This is a genomic window from Cobetia sp. L2A1, assembly GCF_009796845.1.
In the GTDB taxonomy this organism is placed as follows: domain Bacteria; phylum Pseudomonadota; class Gammaproteobacteria; order Pseudomonadales; family Halomonadaceae; genus Cobetia.
Map to the genome: position 1 here is coordinate 3,914,902 of NZ_CP047025.1, position 18,603 is coordinate 3,933,504.

30 protein-coding genes and 1 pseudogene are annotated in these 18,603 nt (G+C 56.3%); 1 reads left to right on the forward strand and 30 read right to left on the reverse strand.

The window, feature by feature from the left end:
* Window positions 1-146 precede the first annotated feature (146 nt).
* On the forward strand, window positions 147-3,044 hold the full coding sequence (gene uvrA / locus GQR90_RS16610) for an excinuclease ABC subunit UvrA (RefSeq protein WP_158775060.1): 2,898 nt from the start codon (window positions 147-149) through the stop codon (window positions 3,042-3,044).
* Between the two features lie 48 nt (window positions 3,045-3,092).
* On the opposite strand, the pseudogene GQR90_RS17720 reads toward uvrA, so the two are convergent.
* The 30 genes and pseudogenes from GQR90_RS17720 to tuf all read right to left on the reverse strand — a co-directional run.
* Window positions 3,093-3,327: pseudogene (locus GQR90_RS17720) on the reverse strand (integrase core domain-containing protein); the annotation flags it as partial.
* A gap of 226 nt (window positions 3,328-3,553) precedes the next feature.
* On the reverse strand, window positions 3,554-3,940 hold the full coding sequence (gene rplQ / locus GQR90_RS16615; protein WP_024950676.1) for a 50S ribosomal protein L17: 387 nt from the start codon (window positions 3,938-3,940) through the stop codon (window positions 3,554-3,556).
* 46 nt (window positions 3,941-3,986) lie between these two features.
* A complete protein-coding gene (locus tag GQR90_RS16620; protein ID WP_024950675.1) occupies window positions 3,987-4,985 on the reverse strand; it encodes a DNA-directed RNA polymerase subunit alpha in 999 nt (332 codons plus the stop codon).
* Window positions 4,986-5,061: 76 nt separating this feature from the next.
* On the reverse strand, window positions 5,062-5,682 hold the full coding sequence (rpsD, locus tag GQR90_RS16625; protein WP_024950674.1) for a 30S ribosomal protein S4: 621 nt from the start codon (window positions 5,680-5,682) through the stop codon (window positions 5,062-5,064).
* A 12-nt stretch (window positions 5,683-5,694) separates the two neighbouring features.
* Window positions 5,695-6,078, reverse strand: coding sequence for a 30S ribosomal protein S11 (rpsK, locus tag GQR90_RS16630; protein ID WP_024950673.1), 384 nt, complete (start codon window positions 6,076-6,078; stop codon window positions 5,695-5,697).
* Window positions 6,079-6,108: 30 nt separating this feature from the next.
* A complete protein-coding gene (gene rpsM / locus GQR90_RS16635; RefSeq protein WP_024950672.1) occupies window positions 6,109-6,465 on the reverse strand; it encodes a 30S ribosomal protein S13 in 357 nt (118 codons plus the stop codon).
* Between the two features lie 131 nt (window positions 6,466-6,596).
* Complete coding sequence (rpmJ, locus tag GQR90_RS16640; protein ID WP_077373351.1) at window positions 6,597-6,710, reverse strand: 50S ribosomal protein L36; 114 nt, start codon at window positions 6,708-6,710, stop codon at window positions 6,597-6,599.
* A gap of 33 nt (window positions 6,711-6,743) precedes the next feature.
* The gene (secY, locus tag GQR90_RS16645) at window positions 6,744-8,078 is read right to left on the reverse strand and encodes a preprotein translocase subunit SecY (RefSeq protein ID WP_158775061.1); all 1,335 of its coding nucleotides are present in this window, start codon (window positions 8,076-8,078) and stop codon (window positions 6,744-6,746) included.
* On the reverse strand, window positions 8,079-8,513 hold the full coding sequence (rplO, locus tag GQR90_RS16650) for a 50S ribosomal protein L15 (protein WP_024950670.1): 435 nt from the start codon (window positions 8,511-8,513) through the stop codon (window positions 8,079-8,081).
* Between the two features lie 3 nt (window positions 8,514-8,516).
* Window positions 8,517-8,699, reverse strand: coding sequence for a 50S ribosomal protein L30 (gene rpmD, locus GQR90_RS16655; protein ID WP_024950669.1), 183 nt, complete (start codon window positions 8,697-8,699; stop codon window positions 8,517-8,519).
* A 6-nt stretch (window positions 8,700-8,705) separates the two neighbouring features.
* Window positions 8,706-9,206: a 30S ribosomal protein S5 gene (gene rpsE, locus GQR90_RS16660; RefSeq protein ID WP_158775062.1), complete on the reverse strand. Its 501-nt coding sequence runs from the start codon at window positions 9,204-9,206 to the stop codon at window positions 8,706-8,708.
* A gap of 11 nt (window positions 9,207-9,217) precedes the next feature.
* Window positions 9,218-9,568, reverse strand: coding sequence for a 50S ribosomal protein L18 (rplR, locus tag GQR90_RS16665; protein WP_024950667.1), 351 nt, complete (start codon window positions 9,566-9,568; stop codon window positions 9,218-9,220).
* A 9-nt stretch (window positions 9,569-9,577) separates the two neighbouring features.
* Window positions 9,578-10,108, reverse strand: a complete 531-nt coding sequence (rplF, locus tag GQR90_RS16670) for a 50S ribosomal protein L6 (protein ID WP_158775063.1) — start codon at window positions 10,106-10,108, stop codon at window positions 9,578-9,580.
* Window positions 10,109-10,117: 9 nt separating this feature from the next.
* Window positions 10,118-10,510, reverse strand: coding sequence for a 30S ribosomal protein S8 (rpsH, locus tag GQR90_RS16675; protein ID WP_158775064.1), 393 nt, complete (start codon window positions 10,508-10,510; stop codon window positions 10,118-10,120).
* A 32-nt stretch (window positions 10,511-10,542) separates the two neighbouring features.
* On the reverse strand, window positions 10,543-10,848 hold the full coding sequence (gene rpsN / locus GQR90_RS16680) for a 30S ribosomal protein S14 (RefSeq protein WP_158775065.1): 306 nt from the start codon (window positions 10,846-10,848) through the stop codon (window positions 10,543-10,545).
* Between the two features lie 9 nt (window positions 10,849-10,857).
* The gene (gene rplE / locus GQR90_RS16685; protein ID WP_065392566.1) at window positions 10,858-11,397 is read right to left on the reverse strand and encodes a 50S ribosomal protein L5; all 540 of its coding nucleotides are present in this window, start codon (window positions 11,395-11,397) and stop codon (window positions 10,858-10,860) included.
* Between the two features lie 17 nt (window positions 11,398-11,414).
* Window positions 11,415-11,732 (reverse strand): 50S ribosomal protein L24, encoded by a 318-nt coding sequence (rplX, locus tag GQR90_RS16690; protein WP_024950662.1) that lies wholly within the window; start codon window positions 11,730-11,732, stop codon window positions 11,415-11,417.
* A gap of 15 nt (window positions 11,733-11,747) precedes the next feature.
* Window positions 11,748-12,119, reverse strand: coding sequence for a 50S ribosomal protein L14 (gene rplN, locus GQR90_RS16695; RefSeq protein ID WP_024950661.1), 372 nt, complete (start codon window positions 12,117-12,119; stop codon window positions 11,748-11,750).
* 51 nt (window positions 12,120-12,170) lie between these two features.
* Window positions 12,171-12,431, reverse strand: coding sequence for a 30S ribosomal protein S17 (gene rpsQ / locus GQR90_RS16700; RefSeq protein ID WP_158775066.1), 261 nt, complete (start codon window positions 12,429-12,431; stop codon window positions 12,171-12,173).
* A 1-nt stretch (window position 12,432) separates the two neighbouring features.
* Complete coding sequence (gene rpmC / locus GQR90_RS16705) at window positions 12,433-12,624, reverse strand: 50S ribosomal protein L29 (RefSeq protein WP_024950659.1); 192 nt, start codon at window positions 12,622-12,624, stop codon at window positions 12,433-12,435.
* A complete protein-coding gene (gene rplP, locus GQR90_RS16710) occupies window positions 12,624-13,037 on the reverse strand; it encodes a 50S ribosomal protein L16 (RefSeq protein ID WP_158775067.1) in 414 nt (137 codons plus the stop codon). The genes rpmC and rplP overlap by 1 nt, the downstream gene beginning before the upstream one ends.
* An 11-nt stretch (window positions 13,038-13,048) precedes the next feature.
* Complete coding sequence (gene rpsC / locus GQR90_RS16715) at window positions 13,049-13,741, reverse strand: 30S ribosomal protein S3 (RefSeq protein WP_024950657.1); 693 nt, start codon at window positions 13,739-13,741, stop codon at window positions 13,049-13,051.
* Window positions 13,742-13,752: 11 nt separating this feature from the next.
* Entirely contained in the window at window positions 13,753-14,085 is a 333-nt protein-coding gene (gene rplV / locus GQR90_RS16720) for a 50S ribosomal protein L22 (RefSeq protein WP_024950656.1), read from the reverse strand.
* Window positions 14,086-14,104: 19 nt separating this feature from the next.
* Window positions 14,105-14,380 (reverse strand): 30S ribosomal protein S19, encoded by a 276-nt coding sequence (gene rpsS / locus GQR90_RS16725; protein WP_024950655.1) that lies wholly within the window; start codon window positions 14,378-14,380, stop codon window positions 14,105-14,107.
* A gap of 22 nt (window positions 14,381-14,402) precedes the next feature.
* Window positions 14,403-15,230, reverse strand: coding sequence for a 50S ribosomal protein L2 (gene rplB, locus GQR90_RS16730; protein WP_158775068.1), 828 nt, complete (start codon window positions 15,228-15,230; stop codon window positions 14,403-14,405).
* A gap of 16 nt (window positions 15,231-15,246) precedes the next feature.
* Complete coding sequence (gene rplW, locus GQR90_RS16735; protein ID WP_024950653.1) at window positions 15,247-15,543, reverse strand: 50S ribosomal protein L23; 297 nt, start codon at window positions 15,541-15,543, stop codon at window positions 15,247-15,249.
* A complete protein-coding gene (rplD, locus tag GQR90_RS16740; protein ID WP_158775069.1) occupies window positions 15,540-16,145 on the reverse strand; it encodes a 50S ribosomal protein L4 in 606 nt (201 codons plus the stop codon). Before rplD ends, rplW begins: the two co-directional genes overlap by 4 nt.
* A gap of 13 nt (window positions 16,146-16,158) precedes the next feature.
* Complete coding sequence (gene rplC / locus GQR90_RS16745) at window positions 16,159-16,797, reverse strand: 50S ribosomal protein L3 (protein ID WP_024950651.1); 639 nt, start codon at window positions 16,795-16,797, stop codon at window positions 16,159-16,161.
* 151 nt (window positions 16,798-16,948) lie between these two features.
* Window positions 16,949-17,260, reverse strand: coding sequence for a 30S ribosomal protein S10 (rpsJ, locus tag GQR90_RS16750; protein WP_024950650.1), 312 nt, complete (start codon window positions 17,258-17,260; stop codon window positions 16,949-16,951).
* Window positions 17,261-17,409: 149 nt separating this feature from the next.
* Entirely contained in the window at window positions 17,410-18,603 is a 1,194-nt protein-coding gene (tuf, locus tag GQR90_RS16755; protein ID WP_158775070.1) for an elongation factor Tu, read from the reverse strand.

Consider the following 18,603-nt stretch of genomic DNA (forward strand, 5'->3'; position numbering starts at 1 on the left):
CAAGAAGTGCCGTTTACACGCAGTGCATGCGTGTCGGACTGCATATTCTAAGGCCCGCTTGGCGGCTTTGAAAGCATGCAGCCTTTGCCGGGCGTTTCGCCCGCGCCTTATAATCGTTGCTTTTATCGACGCAGCCCGAGGTGGCAATGGACAGGATTCAGGTCAGGGGTGCGCGCACCCACAACCTCAAGAACATCGATGTCGAACTGCCGCGTGACAAGCTCATCGTGGTAACGGGCCTTTCCGGCTCTGGCAAGTCCTCTCTTGCCTTTGACACGCTCTATGCCGAGGGACAGCGGCGCTACGTCGAATCCCTGTCTACTTATGCTCGTCAGTTTCTGTCGATGATGGAAAAGCCTGACATTGATCATATTGAAGGTCTGTCGCCAGCAATCTCCATTGAGCAGAAATCGACGTCACACAATCCACGCTCCACTGTGGGTACCATCACCGAGATCTACGATTACCTGCGCCTGCTCTATGCACGTGCCGGTACGCCGCGTTGTCCCGATCACGCCATAGATCTTGAAGCTCAGACCATCTCACAGATGGTCGATCAGGCACTTGCACTGCCCGAGGGCAGCAAACTGATGCTGATGGCCCCCGTTGTCAGTGGTCGCAAGGGCGAGCACTTGCAATTGCTCTCCGAGCTACGTGCACAAGGCTTCGTTCGCGCTCGCATCGATGGTGTCATTGTTGAGCTTGACGATCTCAAGCCGCTGGAAAAGAACAAGAAACACAACATCGAGGTTATCGTCGATCGTTTCAAGGTGCGTGAAGACCTCAAGCAGCGCCTGGCTGAGTCCTTCGAGACTGCGCTCAATCTTGCAGATGGCAGTGCGCGCCTGCACTTCATGGATGGCGAGCAGGAAGACCTGGTGTTCTCCTCCCGCTTTGCCTGTCCAGTATGCGGTTACGCACTGGCCGAGTTGGAACCACGACTGTTCTCGTTCAACAACCCGGCGGGTGCATGCCCGACGTGTGATGGTCTTGGCGTAAAGCAGTACTTTGACCCTGACAAGCTGATCAGCCATCCAGAGCTATCGTTGGCTGAAGGCGTCATCAAGGGCTGGGATCGTCGCAGCGTCTATTACTTCAGCCAGCTACAGGCAGTCGCTGAACACTATGGATTCGCGCTTGAAGCCACATGGGAGTCATTGAGTGACGAAGCGCGTAACGCTGTGCTCAATGGCAGCGGCCGCGAAGATATCGCTTTCAGCTACGTCAATGATCGTGGCCGCAAGGTTACTCGTGAGCACCCGTTCGAGGGCGTTCTGCCCAACATGAGCCGCCGTTACCGCGAGACGGAATCCAACATGGTACGCGAAGACCTTTCGCGCTATCTGGCCGTACAACCTTGCCCAAGCTGCGATGGCGCACGCCTGCGTCGAGAAGCACGTAACGTCTATGTCGATAACCGCACACTCTCTGAAGTGGTACGACAGCCGATCGGTGAAGCCTGGAAAGAATTTGGCAAGATGAGCCTACCCGGGCGCAAGGGAGAAATTGCTGCCAAGATCGTCAACGAAATCCAGGCGCGACTCGAGTTTCTCGTCAATGTCGGCCTCGACTATCTAACCTTGGAGCGCAGCGCCGATACGTTGTCCGGCGGAGAAGCACAGCGCATTCGCCTCGCCAGCCAGATCGGCGCAGGGCTGGTGGGTGTCATGTACATCCTTGATGAGCCCTCTATCGGCCTGCACCAGCGCGACAACGATCGCCTTCTCAAAACGCTGATTCATCTGCGCGACCTCGGCAATACCGTGATCGTGGTCGAGCATGACGAAGATGCCATCCGTGCTGCTGATCACGTACTCGATATCGGCCCTGGTGCCGGCGTACACGGTGGTGAAATCGTCGCCCAGGGGACTCCTGCGCAAATCGAAGCGACGCCAGGCTCACTGACAGGCCAGTACCTGAGCGGAGCACGCGAAATCGCGGTGCCTCCCTATCGACTGCCAGCCAACCCTGACAAGGTGCTGCGCCTGAGTGGCGCTACAGGCAACAACCTGCAGGACGTGACACTGACAGTGCCTACGGGCCTGCTGACCTGCATCACCGGTGTGTCAGGCTCGGGCAAGTCGACGCTGATCAACGCGACACTGATGCCATTGGCAGCGCGTGAACTGAATCGTGCAACAACACTGACGCCAGCCCCCTACGGCAAGATCGAAGGCTTGGACCTGTTCGATAAAATGGTAGATATCGATCAGAGCCCTATCGGTCGTACACCTCGCTCTAACCCTGCCACCTATACTGGTATCTTCACACCGATTCGTGAGCTGTTCTCTGGTACCCAAGAGGCACGTGCACGCGGCTACAAGCCTGGGCGCTTCAGCTTCAACGTCAAGGGAGGCCGCTGTGAGGCCTGTCAAGGCGATGGCCTGATCAAGGTCGAGATGCACTTTCTCCCCGACATGTACGTGCCTTGTGATGTCTGCAAGGCCAAGCGCTATAACCGTGAAACACTCGAGGTGCAGTACAAGGGCAAGAACATCCATGAAGTGCTGGAAATGACGATCGAAGAGGCACTCGAATTTTTCTCGCCGGTGCCTGCCATCGCGCGTCGCCTGCAAACATTAATGGATGTAGGCCTGTCCTATGTACGCCTCGGCCAAAGTGCGACGACACTGTCAGGCGGTGAAGCCCAACGCGTCAAGCTGGCCCGCGAACTCGCCAAGCGCGATACCGGCAAGACGCTCTACATTCTTGATGAGCCAACCACTGGCCTGCACTTCGAGGACATTCGTCAGCTACTGGTCGTTCTGCACCGCTTGCGTGATCATGGCAATACGGTGGTAGTGATCGAGCATAATCTCGATGTCATCAAGACAGCAGACTGGCTGATTGACCTCGGCCCGGAAGGCGGTTCCGGTGGCGGACGGATCATTGCCGAAGGCACACCGGAGCAGCTAGCTACACAGGAGATATCTCACACTGGGCGCTTCCTTGCCCCTCTGCTAGCACGCCAGGCAGCCAACAAGGTTGCGAAAGACAAAGCGGCTGGCAAAAACACGAAGGCAACTACCAAAACGATAAGCTGAACCGGTAGGTGGATGTCTAGTTCTGAAGCAGGTTGACACTTTTTGGACTCAAAACGCCTGATGCACTGCATCGGGCGTTTTGTATTTCAAGACCAAGTGAGATCGAACCCGGTTATAGGTATCGATCGACTCTCTGACCATCTAGCGCGCTTGCGTCAGGTCCTCTGGCTGCGCCAACAGGAATCCCTGTCTTCAGAATCCCATTGATTGGTTCTGCCAAGGCATTCTGCTAGCCGTCATACCCATCGGTCATCGAGCGCGGGTCGCCATGCTGGCGATGCAGCTACTGGTAGCTGTCTCAGTGCCTTTCGGAAGACCTGCTCAACGACGGCCAGTTTGAAAGCCAAGGGGGGAGGTAATCGCGCAGGATATGCTTAACTCGTTGGTTCACCACACTCTTCCTAAAGACAGGTCAGAACGTGTCAATGCTATTCAGGACGGGACACAAGCATAAAAAAAGGCCAACCCCTGGGGGCTGGCCTTTTCTTGTGGACGAAGCAAGCCGGAGCTTACTCTTCGCCCGCTGCCTCAGAGGCAACCGGACGATCGACCAGCTCGACGAATGCCATCGGGGCATTGTCACCGGTACGATAGCCGCACTTCAGGATACGCAGATAACCGCCCGGACGGGTGGTGTACCGCGGGCCGAGCTCAGTAAAGAGCTTGCCGACCGCTTCCTTGGAGCGCGTGCGAGAGAACGCCAGACGGCGGTTCGCAACGGTGTCCTGCTTTGCCAGGGTGATCAGCGGCTCGATGTAACGACGCAGTTCCTTGGCTTTCGGCAGGGTAGTCCTGATGACTTCGTGCTCTACCAGAGAGATGCACATGTTCTTGAACATGGCTTCACGGTGAGAGCTGGTACGGTTCAGGTGACGACCACTCTTACGATGACGCATGGTTGTGATTCCTTACCAGTCTGGGGCTTGAGCCGACCGGACTTCCTTAAGCGGAAGCCTTGTCGTCCTTCAGGCTTTGAGGCGGCCAATTTTCCAGCCGCATGCCGAGGGACAGACCACGCGCGGACAGCACGTCCTTGATTTCATTCAAGGACTTCTTGCCGAGATTCGGGGTCTTCAGCAGCTCAACTTCGGTGCGCTGAATGAGATCACCGATGTAGTAGATATTCTCGGCCTTGAGACAGTTCGCACTGCGAACAGTCAGCTCAAGATCGTCTACGGGACGAAGGAGAATCGGATCAATCTGATCTTCTTCTTCTTCGACTTCCTGTTCCTTGTCTGCTTCCAGATCAACGAAGGCGGCCAACTGCTCCTGCAAGATAGTTGCAGAGCGGCGGATCGCTTCTTCCGGATCCAGCGTGCCGTCAGTTTCCAGATCAATCACCAGCTTATCGAGGTTGGTGCGCTGTTCAACACGCGCAGCCTCGACGGCGTAGGAGACCCGGCGAACCGGCGTAAAGGTCGCATCCAGCTGGAGGCGGCCAATGGCACGAGATTCGTCATCTGCAGAAAGACGCGCATCAGCCGGTTCGTAGCCACGGCCACGAGCGACTTTGAGTTGCATCTTCAGCTCGCCACCATCATTCAGGTGAGCGATGACATGGTCCGGATTCACGATTTCAAGATCATGATCACCGGCGATATCGCCAGCGGTCACGATACCTGGACCCTTCTTGTTCAGCGCCAGCACAGCTTCGTCGCGACCATGCATCTTGATGGCCACGTCCTTGAGGTTCAGCAGGATTTCAATCACATCCTCCTGCACCCCTTCAATGGCGCTGTACTCGTGCAGAACGCCTTCGATCTCAGCTTCCACGACGGCGCAGCCAGGCATGGAAGAAAGCAGGATGCGACGCAGAGCATTCCCCAGGGTGTGGCCAAAACCACGCTCGAAGGGCTCGAGGACGATTCGCGCGTGATTGGCGCTGACTTCCTCGACCTTGATATCGCGGGGACGGAGAAACTCTGTCACTGAGCGCTGCATAAGAACACCTTTAAGGCTGCCAAACGGATAATCTGGGTACTCCATAGCTGGGCCGAAGAATCGACCCAGCATCACATTACTTGGAGTACAGCTCGACGATCAGGTTTTCGTTGATATCGGCAGACAGGTCGCCACGCTCGGGGACAGCCTTGAAAGTGCCTTCCATCTTCTTGGAGTCGACGTCGACCCAGGTCACATCGCCACGGTTGGCAGCAATTGCCAACGACAGCTGGATGCGAGCTTGGTTCTTGGCCTTCTCACGAACGGTAACCACATCGCCAGCCTTCACTTTGAAGGAAGCAACGTTAACGGTACGGCCGTTCACGGCGATCGCCTTGTGGCTGACCAGCTGACGCGACTCAGAACGCGTAGAGCCGAAGCCCATGCGGTAGACGACGTTATCGAGGCGAGCCTCGAGAAGCTGGAGCAAAACCTCACCGGTCGCACCCTTGAGGCGAGCGGCTTCTTTGTAGTAATTGCGGAATTGCTTTTCCAGCACGCCGTACATACGACGAACCTTCTGCTTTTCACGCAACTGCAGGCCGTAGTCTGAAAGACGCTGACGGCGCTGGCCATGAACACCCGGGGGTTGTTCGGATTTGCACTTTTTCTCGAACGGAGTCACGCCACTCTTCAGGAAGAGGTCGGTGCCTTCACGACGAGACAGTTTGCACTTCGGTCCAATATAACGAGCCATGAGTCTGTCTCCTTAAACGCGGCGTTTCTTCGGCGGACGGCACCCATTATGCGGGATGGGGGTCACGTCGTTGATGCTTTGCACGCGGAAGCCTGCGGCATTAAGAGCGCGCACGGCAGACTCACGACCCGGACCCGGGCCCTTGACCAGCACGTCGACGTTCTTCACACCATATTCGGCTGCAGCTGTAGCTGCACGTTCACTTGCGACTTGCGCAGCGAACGGGGTGCTCTTGCGAGAACCACGAAAACCCGAACCACCGGCAGTTGCCCAGGAAAGAGCATTGCCCTGGCGGTCTGTGATCGTCACGATAGTATTGTTAAAAGAGGCGTGGATATGCGCGATGGCATCCACAACCTGCTTTTTAACTTTCTTGCGCTTACTCGGGTTAGCCATTAGATGTTTCCTGTCTAAACGCCAGTTCGTTTACTTGCGAATCGGTTTACGCGGACCTTTGCGTGTACGTGCATTGGTCTTAGTGCGCTGACCGCGCAACGGAAGACCACGACGATGGCGCAGGCCACGATAGCAACCGAGGTCCATGAGACGCTTGATGTTAAGCGTGATCTCACGACGCAGGTCGCCTTCGACGGTGTACTTACCCACCTCGGCACGAACCAAGTCCAATTGTTCAACAGACAGATCAGCGATCTTGACGCTCGGCTCTAGACCGAGGGCGGCGCAGATCTGCTGTGCACGCGTACGGCCAATCCCGAAGATATAAGTCAGCGAGATCGCCGCGTGCTTGTTGTCCGGGATATTGACGCCAGCAATACGGGCCATCAGTTTTCTCCGAAAGGTTAGCGGCGGATTTTTCATCCACAAAGGGCGCAATAGCATACCCCCTGATCCCATTGGGAGCAAGGGGGTATGCCAGCACCCGAGCTTGTATTCAGCTAAGCGGGTCTAGGGGATTAACCCTGACGCTGCTTGTGGCGCGGCTCAGTGCAAATGACCCGCACTGCGCCACGACGCCGAATGATCTTGCAGTTACGGCAAATTTTCTTGACGGAAGCTCGAACTTTCATCGTTCTCTCCAGTTGCTAACAGGGGCTGCGCAATCAGCGCGTCATGCCACCGCTGCCATAGCCTTTGAGGTTGGCCTTCTTCATCACCGACGCGTACTGATTTGACATCAAGTGCGATTGCACCTGGGCCATAAAGTCCATGACTACCACAACCACGATGAGTAGAGAGGTGCCGCCGAAATAGAACGGAACCTGCCATGCAACAACGAGGAATTGAGGCATCAGAGATACGAGGGTGATGTAGAGGGCGCCGAACAGCGTCAGGCGAGTCATCACCTTGTCGATGTAACGGGCCGTCTGTTCGCCTGGGCGAATACCCGGCAGAAACGCTCCTGACTTCTTGAGGTTGTCAGCAACATCCTTGGGGTTGAAGACCAGCGCCGTGTAGAAGAAGCAGAAGAATACTACAGCGGCAGCGAAAAGCAAGATGTAGAGAGGCTGACCTGGCCCAAGAGCCTGAGAAGCCGTCTGTAACCACTGCATGCTTTCACTTTGGCCAAACCATTGGCCCATCGATGCAGGGAACAGCAGAATGCTTGATGCGAAGATCGGCGGGATAACCCCAGCCATATTGACCTTCATCGGCAAGTAACTGCTCTGACCTGCATACATCTTATTGCCCACCTGACGGCGCGGGTAGTTCACAGTGATACGGCGTTGACCGCGCTCAATGAACACCACAAAGGCAATGGTAATGACTGCAAGCAGCGTTAGCGCCAGCAGCGGAAGCACATTCCAGGCACCATCATTGCGCGCCAGTTCGAAAGACTGGCCGATGGCACTCGGCAGCCCGGCGACAATACCAGCAAAGATGATCAATGAGATCCCATTGCCAATACCCTTCTCGGTGATCTGCTCACCCAGCCACATCAGGAACACTGCACCAGCCACGAAAGTACTCACGGCGGTAAAGTAGAAACTGAAGTCAGCGGAATAGGCGACACCGTTTCCGACCAGTCCGACTGCCATGCCGATCGATTGGACCAGGGCCAGTACTACCGTGCCGTAGCGCGTGTACTGACTGATCTTGCGACGGCCGGCCTCGCCTTCCTTCTTCAATTGCTCAAGCTGAGGCGAGACCACCGTCAGGAGCTGCATGATGATCGACGCGGAGATGTAGGGCATGATGCCCAGCGCGAAGATACTCATTCGCTCCAGTGCACCACCAGAGAACATGTTGAACATGCTCAAGATGGTGCCCTGGTTTTCCCTGAACAAGGCAGCAAGCTGGTCAGGATTGATACCGGGAACGGGGATGTGCGCACCGATTCGGTACACCACGATGGCGATGAACACGAAGCGCAAACGCGCCCAGAGTTCGCTCAACCCACTTCCCTGCACTGCCGGTACGTTTCCTGACTTAGCCATTTAGTCCTCTACCTTTCCACCGGCAGCTTCGATCGCAGCACGGGCACCTTTGGTGACCTTAACGCCGCGGACGGTAACTGCCTTGTCCAGTTCGCCGGAGAGCATGACCTTCGCAAACTTCGTAGAATTACGAAGCACGTTGGCCTTCTTCAGCGTTTCGAGGTCGACGATGTCGCCGTCTACCAATGCCAGTTCGCTCAGGCGCACTTCTTCCGAAATCAGGGATTTCGCGGAAGTGAAACCAAACTTCGGCAGACGACGCTGCATAGGCATCTGACCGCCCTCGAAGCCCGGCTTGACACTGCCGCCGGAACGAGATTTCTGGCCTTTATGGCCACGACCGCCGGTCTTACCAAGACCGGAGCCGATACCACGACCAACACGCTTTGCAGCGTGCTTGGAGCCCGGTGCGGGGCTCAGGGTATTCAATTTCATGGATTACTCTCCCTCAACACGGACAAGGTAGTGAACCTTGTTGATCATGCCGCGTACCGCGGGGGTGTCTTCCAGCTCGACAGTATGACCGATGCGACGTAGCCCAAGGCCTTTCATAGTAGCCTTGTGCTTTTCTAGGACGCCGATGGTGCTGCGGATCTGGGTTACCGTGATCTTAGCTGCCATGGTGTCTTACCCCGCAATCTTGTCGACAGACAGGCCACGCTTGGCGGCGATGTCTTCCGGAGATTTCATGGAGGCGAGACCAATAATAGTCGCGCGCACCACGTTTACCGGATTGGTGGAACCGTAGCACTTGGCCAGGACGTCATGGACGCCGGCCAGTTCGAGCACGGAACGCATCGCACCGCCGGCAATGATGCCGGTACCTTCGGATGCTGGCTGCATGTAGATCTTGGATGCGCCATGACGTGCCTTCACCGGGTACTGCAGGGTGTGGCCCTTCAGGTCAACCATGATCATGTTGCGACGTGCTTGATCCATTGCCTTCTGAATCGCGACCGGCACTTCACGCGCCTTGCCACGACCGAAACCAACACGACCATTGCCGTCACCAACGACAGTCAAAGCGGTAAAACCGAAGATACGGCCGCCCTTGACTACCTTGGCGACGCGGTTGATCTGCACGAGCTTCTCTTGCAGATCACCGCCCTTCTGTTCGATATGCGCCATCGTAAAACCCTTTAGAATTCCAGGCCGCCTTCACGTGCGGCATCGGCCAGGGCCTTCACGCGACCGTGGTACTTGTACCCGGAGCGATCGAAAGCCACTTGCTTGATACCCGCTTCCTTCGCGCGCTCGGCAATCAGAGCACCCACCTTGGCGGCGGAGTCCGAGTTACCGGTAGAACCTTCGCGCAGGCTCTTATCGAGCGTGGATGCGGTGGCCAGGACCTGACCGCCATCCGGCGAGATGATCTGCGCGTAGATGTGACGCGGGGTGCGGTTCACGCACAGGCGAAACACGCCCAGCTCGCGGATTTTCGCACGAGCGCGGCGGGCACGACGGAGACGAGATTCTTTCTTCGCGTTCATAACCCTGCCTTACTTCTTCTTGGCTTCTTTACGACGGACGACTTCGTCACTGTACCGAATACCTTTGCCCTTGTAGGGCTCTGGCGGACGGAAGGCGCGAATCTCTGCGGCGACCTGACCCAAAGCCTGCTTATCAGCAGACGTCAGGACGATCACAGTGTTCTTCGGCGTTTCAGCCGTAACACTTGCCGGCAGTTCATAGTCGACCGGGTGTGAGAAGCCCAGTGTCAGGTTGATTGTCTGGCCTTTGGCTTGGGCACGATAACCCACACCATTGATTTCCAAAGACTTGGTAAAGCCTACAGAAACACCAGACACCATGTTGTTGACCAGAGCACGAGTGGTACCGACCATCGCCCAGTTCTTGGCTGTTTCACTCGGAGTGAAGGACATTTGCCCTTCTTCCAGAGTGATAACCACGTCCTGGTGGACGGTCAGTTCCAGCTGGCCTTTGCTGCCCTTCACGGTCAGCTTGTCGCCATCGAGTTTTGCCTCGACGCCGTTCGGCAATTTAACCGGATACTTGGCTACGCGGGACATTCCAAACTCCTAGAATACGGTGCAGAGGACTTCGCCGCCGACACCAGCTTGACGGGCCGCACGATCGGTCATCACGCCCCGGGAGGTGGAAACGATCGCAATACCCAGGCCATCCGCGACTTTCGGAAGCTCGCCCTTGCCCTTGTACTGGCGCAGGGAAGGCTTGGAAATACGCTTGATGTGCTCGATAACCGATTTGCCTTCAAAGTACTTGAGGGTCACGGTCAGCTCCGGCTTGGCGCTTTCTGCGACAGCAAACTCGGAAATGTAACCCTCTTCCTTCAATACGCGGGCCACTTCAACCTTGAGCTTGGAAGACGGCATGGAAACCGTCTCCTTGGTGGCCATCTGCGCATTGCGGATACGAGTAAACATATCCGCCAGAGTGTCTTGCATGCTCATTTACGTTGCGCTCCTGAATTCTTGCAGTGGTGTTACCAGCTGGACTTGGTCAGTCCAGGCACGTCACCACGCATAGCGGCTTCACGCAGCTTGTTGCGGCTCAGGCCGAACTTGTTGTAGTAACCGTGCGGACGGCCAGTGATACGGCAGCGATTACGCTGACGAACCGGGTGGGCATCACGCGGTAGTTGCTGCAACTTCAGCTGTGCGTCGAAGCGCTCTTCTTCGGAAGCGTTGACGTCATTGATGATGGTCTTAAGTGCGGCGTGTTTAACGGCGTACTTAGCGACCAGCTTGGTGCGCTTGAGCTCACGCTCAACCATGCTTTTCTTTGCCATGATCCACCCTTATTTCTTGAACGGGAAGTTCAGCGCGCCCAGCAACGCACGACCTTCATCATCGGTGTTGGCGCTAGTGGTGATAGTGATATCCAGGCCACGAATCCGATCGATCTTATCATACTCGATCTCAGGGAAGATGATCTGTTCACGCACACCCATGGAGTAGTTTCCACGGCCATCGAAGGACTTCGGGTTCAGACCGCGAAAATCACGAACGCGCGGGATAGCAACGTTCACGAGGCGGTCAAGGAAATCCCACATACGATCGCTACGCAGGGTCACCTTAACACCGATAGGCCATCCTTCGCGGACTTTGAAGCCAGCGATGGACTTGCGTGCCTTGGTGATGATCGGCTTCTGACCAGAAAGCATCTGGAGATCGGCAAATGCATTGTCGATCAGCTTCTTGTCAGCGGTCGCTTCACCGATGCCCATGTTCAGGGTCACCTTGGTGATACGCGGTACCTGCATCACGTTGGCGTAGCCGAACTGCTCTTTAAGCTGGGCGGCCACTTCGTTCTGATAACGTTCTTTCAAGTTCGCCATGTTGTACCCGACTCGCGTTAGGCGTCGATCAGCTTCTGAGTCGACTTAAAGATACGTACCTTAGTACCGTCTTCTTGTACCTGGATACCGACACGATCCGCCTTGCCGGTCTCCTGGTTGAAGATGGCCACGTTGGACGCGTGAATCGGAGCCTCGCGCTCGACGATACCCCCCTGAGTGCCCAGCATCGGGTTGGGCTTGGTGTGACGCTTAATCATATTCACACCGGACACGACCAGACGGTCACCCTTCAGCACTTTGCTGATGGTGCCACGCTTGCCCTTGTCCTTCCCGGCGATGACGATGACTTCATCGTCACGTTTGATCTTTTGCATATCCGCTTCCGCTCCTTACAGCACTTCGGGCGCCAGGGAAATGATCTTCATAAACTTCTCACTGCGAAGTTCACGGGTAACCGGGCCGAAGATACGGGTACCGATCGGCTGTTCGTTGGTATTATTCAACAAAACGGCCGCATTACCGTCGAAGCGGATCACGGAACCGTCATTACGACGGACACCGGCTCTGGTACGAACGACCACTGCCTTCATGACTTGGCCTTTTTTGACCTTGCCACGCGGGATAGCTTCTTTGACGGTGACCTTGATAATGTCTCCAACACGAGCATAGCGGCGGTGTGAACCGCCTAGCACCTTGATGCATTGCACCCGGCGCGCGCCACTGTTGTCGGCGACATCCAGCATTGTCTGAGTCTGAATCATCGGTTTTCTCCAAACCTAATCTAACTGCCTGGTGGGAACTGGCCTAGGGAATTAACCCTTGGCCTGTTCAACCACCTCGACCAGGGTCCAGGCTTTTTTCTTGGACAGCGGACGAGTCTCGGCGATAGAGACGGTGTCACCGGTCCGAGCCTGATTCGCCTCATCATGGGCGTGCAGCTTGGTGGAGCGTCTCAGGTACTTGCCATAGATCGGATGACGCTCACGGCGCTCGATCATGACAACGATGGATTTTTCCATCTTGTCACTCACCACTTTGCCGGTGAGTATGCGTGCTTTAGTTTCTTCGGCCATTTTACTCACCTGACTTCTGGTTGAGCACAGTCTTAACCTGAGCAATTTGGCGACGAGTCTGCTTGAGCAGGTGAACCTGGCTCAGCTGACCGGTAGCCTTCTGCATGCGCAGATTGAATTGCTCACGCAGGAGTTCAAACAACTGCTCCTGGAGCGCTTCGACTGACTTTTCACGGAGTTCCTGGGCTTTCATCACATCACCGTCCGCTTAACAAAGGTGGTGGAGATCGGCATCTTGAAAGCGGCCAGACTAAATGCTTCACGAGCCAGCTCTTCAGACACACCTTCGATCTCGTAGAGGATCTTGCCGGGCTGGATCTGAGCGACCCAATACTCGACAGAACCCTTACCTTTACCCATACGAACTTCCAACGGCTTGTTGGAAATCGGCTTGTCTGGGAAGACGCGGATCCAGATCTTACCACCACGCTTAACGTGACGGGTGATGGCACGACGGCCAGCTTCGATCTGACGGGCGGTGAGACGACCACGACCAGTGGCTTTCAGGCCAAACTCACCAAAGCTTACCTTGCTTCCGCGATGCGCCAGGCCACGGTTGCGACCTTTCTGCATCTTACGGAATTTCATACGCTTGGGCTGTAACATCGATTACCCCCTTACTTGCCTTTCTTCTTGGGTGCGGACGCGGGCTGCTTCGCCTTGGCTCGCACCTCTTCGATGCCACCGAGGATCTCGCCTTTGAAGATCCAGACCTTGACACCAATGATGCCGTAGGTGGTATGAGCTTCGAAGGTGGAGTAATCAATGTCAGCACGCAGAGTGTGAAGCGGAACGCGGCCTTCGCGGTACCATTCGGTACGGGCGATTTCGGCACCGCCGAGACGACCAGAGAGCTGAATCTTGATGCCCTTGGCGCCCAGACGCATTGCGTTCTGCACAGCACGCTTCATCGCACGACGGAACATTACACGACGCTCGAGCTGACCTGCCACATTGGCAGCAACCAGCTTGGCATCGAGTTCCGGCTTGCGAATCTCCTCGATGTTGATGTGGACGGGAACGCCCATCATCTCGGAAACTTCACGACGAAGGCGGTCGACATCTTCACCTTTCTTGCCAATCACGATGCCCGGACGGGCGGTGTGAATGGTAATACGGGCGTTGTTTGCCGGACGCTCAATACTGATGCGGCTCACGGAAGCGCTTTTCAGCCGCTCTTCCAGGAAGCTACGCACCTGCAGATCGTTGTTCAGTTTGTCGGCATAGGTAGCGCCTTCGGCGTACCAGACAGAGGTATGATCCTTGACGATACCCAGTCGGAAACCTGTCGGATTAACTTTCTGACCCATCTGGTCGTCTCCTACTTCTCGGCTACCTTGACGGTGATATGACAAGTGCGCTTCAAGATACGATCCGCACGGCCTTTGGCACGTGGCTGGATGCGCTTGAGCGTCATGCCTTCGTCGACACAGATAGTCGAGATGCGAAGCTCGTCAATGTCCATGCCGTTATTTTCTTCCGCATTTGCGATCGCGGACTGCAGAACCTTGCGAACTATCTTCGCAGCCTTCTTCGGTGAGAAAGCGAGCAGATTCAGCGCCTCGGCGACCGGCTTACCGCGCACCTGGTCAGCCACCAAACGGGCCTTCTGGGCGGATAAACGAGCGCCGCGCAGCTTAGCAGCTACTTCCATCTCTTAAATCCTCTCTGGCTTACCGTTTGGCTTTTTTATCTGCAGCGTGCCCACGGTATGTGCGGGTGGCAGCAAACTCGCCGAGCTTGTGACCGACCATTTCCTCAGAAACGAGAACCGGTACATGCTGGCGACCGTTATGGACGGCAATGGTGAGCCCGACCATGTTCGGCAGGATCATGGAACGACGCGACCAGGTCTTGATCGGTTTGCGGTCGTTCTTTTCCACTGCTGTCTCAACCTTCTTCAGCAGATGAAGGTCAATAAAAGGACCTTTCTTCAGTGAACGTGGCACAGCCGTTACCCCTCAATATCTGTTACTTGGCCTTACGGCGACGGACGATAAGCTTATCGGTGCGCTTGTTCTTACGAGTCTTGTGACCCTTGGTCGGGACGCCCCACGGGCTGACCGGATGACGGCCACCAGAGGTACGACCTTCACCACCACCATGCGGGTGATCGACGGGGTTCATCGCGACACCGCGAACTGTCGGGCGCACGCCTCTCCAACGCTTAGCACCGGCCTTGCCCAGCTGACGGAGGCTGTGCTCAGAGTTGCCCACTTCGCCGAGAGTTGCACGGCATTCGGACAGCACTTTGCGCATTTCGCCAGAGCGCAGACGCAGGGTAGTGTAGTTACCTTCACGTGCCACAACCTGGGCACTGGTACCAGCACTACGTGCAATCTGAGCGCCTTTGCCCGGCTTTAGCTCGACACAGTGAACGGTGGAACCCACCGGAACATTGCGCAGCGGCAGAGCGTTGCCTTTCTTGATCGGTGCGTTAACACCGGACTCGAGACGGTCGCCAACAGAGACACCCTTGGGTGCAATGATGTAACGACGTTCGCCATCGAGGTACTTCACCAGCGCAATGTTCGCGCTGCGGTTCGGATCGTATTCCAGACGCTCAACGATAGCAGCGATGCCATCCTTGTTACGCTTGAAATCTACCAAACGGTAATGGTGACGATGACCACCGCCGATGTGGCGAGTAGTGATGCGACCATTATTGTTACGACCACCGGACTTTGACTGCTTTTCAAGCAGCGGAGCGTACGCGCGACCTTTAAAAAGTTCGTCATTGACGACTTTTACCAGGTGGCGGCGACCGGCGGAGGTAGGTTTTGTCTTAACAATTGCCATGATCCGTACTCCTGCCTTACTCGGCGCCAGAGAAGTCTTCGATGGTCTCGCCGGCGGCCAGAGTTACATAGGCCTTGCGATAACCAGCGCGACGACCAACACCGCGAGCGGTGCGCTTGGTTTTGCCCTTCATGTTCAGAACCTGAACACTATTGACCTTTTTACCAAACAGCGCTTCGACGGCTTTCTTGATTTCGGGCTTTGTCGCGTCGCTGGCAACCTTGAACACGTACTGGTTGTTCTCGGCGGCGACCGCGGCCTTCTCGGTCATATGAGGACCAAGCAGGACCTTGAATACGCGTTCCTGATTCATCCCAGGTTCTCCTCGAACTTACGCAGGGCAGCGACAGTCATCAGCACCTTGTCGTAACCGACGAGGCTGACCGGGTCAGCGCCAGCGACATTGACAACGTCAACATACGGGATGTTGCGCGCAGCCAGATACAGGTTGACGTCCTGTTCTTCAGTGACGATCAACGCTTTCTCAAGGCCCAGTTCCTGGAGCTTGGCAATCAGTAGCTTGGTCTTCGGAGAATCGACGCTAATAGCATCGACCGCGACCAGGCGATCCTGACGGACCAGCTCAGACAGGATGGAACGCATGGCAGCGCGATACATCTTGCGGTTGACCTTGTGCGAGTGGTCCTGAGGACGCGCCGCAAAGGTAACACCGCCAGAACGCCACAGCGGGGAACGAATGGTACCGGCACGTGCACGACCAGTACCTTTCTGACGCCACGGCTTCTTACCACCACCGGACACGTCAGAACGGGTCTTCTGAGCCACGGTACCTTGACGTGCACCAGCCAGATAGGCGGTGACGACCTGGTGAACCAGAGCCTCGTTGAAGTCCTTACCAAAGGTGGCATCGGAGACGTCTACTGCGCCGCCTGCACCTGCAAGATTAAGATTCATCGGTTAATTCCCCTCAGCGAGCTTTCACAGCGGAACGCACGATCACTTCGCCGCCCGGAGCACCTGGAACGGCACCCTTGACCAACAGAAGATTGCGTTCTGCGTCGACGCGAACCACTTCCAGGCTCTGGACGGTGGAACGGACGTTGCCCATCTGGCCAGCCATCTTCTTACCCTTGAAGACGCGGCCCGGGGTCTGACAGTTACCGATGGAACCCGGCGCGCGGTGCGACAGTGAGTTACCGTGGGTAGCGTCTTGGGTGCGGAAGTTCCAGCGCTTAACTGCGCCCTGGAAACCTTTACCCTTGGAGGTGCCGGTCACGTCAATCTTTTGACCAGCTTCAAAGAGGGATACGGTGAGTTCGCCGCCCACTGCAGGAGCTTCATCGCCTTCGTTCAGGCGGAATTCCATTAGGGTACGGCCAGCCTCGACACCCGCCTTGGCGTACTGACCAGCAGTCGCCTTGGTTAGGTGTTTGGCTTTACGAGAGCCAGTTGTCACCTGAATGGCATTGTAGCCATCAGTCTCGAGAGACTTGATGGTCACGATGCGGTTAGGCTCAACTTCAATCACGGTAACCGGCACAGATGCGCCAGCTTCGGTGAAGACACGGGTCATCCCGGCCTTCTTACCGACTAAACCGATAGACATGTTCAGTCTCCTTTAGTGTACGGGGCTGTCACCCGCTATGGCTGCCCTTTCCAGAGCATTCCACTAGCACATTGTATGACGCCATCCCGGCGTGGCGGCTGCTGTTCCGGAATCAGTTTCGGAACGCTGGGCCGCAGTGACTAGTGAGGTATCAGTCAACCTTGATCTGGACGTCTACACCGGCGGCCAGGTCAAGCTTCATCAGCGCGTCGACAGTCTTCTCTGTCGGCTCGACGATGTCGAGAACGCGCTTGTGGGTACGAATCTCATACTGGTCGCGTGCGTCTTTGTTGACGTGCGGAGAGACCAGGATGGTGTAACGCTCGCGACGGGTCGGCAGCGGGATCGGGCCACGAACCTGAGCACCGGTACGCTTTGCAGTTTCAACAATCTCTGCAGAGGACTGGTCGATCAGACGGTGGTCGAATGCTTTCAACCGGATGCGAATCTTCTGGTTTTGCATTGCCCAAAACTCCAATGGATGTCGACGGCGTAGGCCGTCACCCACGCATTCAAAGGATGCGCATTATAGGCAGACTGACATCAGGTGTCAAACATGCGAGAAAAGGGGGCCCTTTCGAGGGCCCCCTTCTGTGTCAGGCAAGGAGGACCTTACTCGACAATCTTGGCCACGACGCCAGCGCCGACGGTACGACCGCCTTCACGAATAGCGAAACGTAGACCATCTTCCATCGCGATCGGAGCGATCAAAGAGATAACCATCTGGACGTTGTCGCCCGGCATGACCATCTCGACGCCTTCCGGCAGTTCACAAGTACCAGTGATATCGGTGGTACGGAAGTAGAACTGCGGGCGATAGCCTTTGAAGAACGGAGTGTGACGTCCGCCTTCTTCCTTGGACAGGATGTAGACTTCGGCTTCGAACTTGGTGTGCGGCTTGATGGTGCCCGGCTTGGCCAGAACCTGGCCACGCTCGACGTCATCACGCTTGGTACCGCGAAGCAGGGCGCCGACGTTTTCGCCAGCACGACCTTCGTCCAACAGCTTGCGGAACATCTCGACACCGGTAACGGTAGTCTTGGTAGTGTCACGCACGCCGATGATCTCGATCTCTTCGCCAGTCTTGACCAGACCACGCTCGATACGGCCAGTAACAACAGTACCGCGACCAGAGATGGAGAAGACGTCTTCGATCGGCATCAGGAACGGCTGATCAATAGCACGCTCCGGCTCCGGGATGTAGTCATCCAGAGCCTTGATCAGGTTGGCAACGGCGGTAGTACCCATGCCGTTGTCATCCTTGCCTTCCAGAGCCATCAGGGCAGAGCCGATGATGATCGGAGTATCGTCGCCCGGGAAGTCGTACTGGCTCAGAAGTTCACGAACTTCCATCTCGACCAGCTCAAGCAGCTCCTCGTCATCGACCATGTCTGCCTTGTTCAGGAAGACAACGATGTACGGGACACCGACCTGACGGGACAGCAGGATGTGCTCGCGAGTCTGCGGCATCGGGCCGTCTGCGGCAGAACATACCAGGATAGCGCCATCCATCTGCGCAGCACCGGTGATCATGTTCTTGACGTAGTCAGCGTGTCCCGGGCAGTCGACGTGCGCGTAGTGACGCACTTCAGACTGGTATTCAACGTGAGCTGTGGAGATGGTGATACCACGCTCACGCTCTTCCGGGGCGTTATCGATGGAGTCAAACGCACGCGCGTCACCACCGAAAACCTCTGCAGAGACGCGAGTCAGAGCCGCAGTCAGAGTGGTCTTGCCGTGATCGACGTGACCAATGGTGCCGACGTTGACGTGCGGCTTCGAACGCTCAAATTTTTCCTTAGCCAC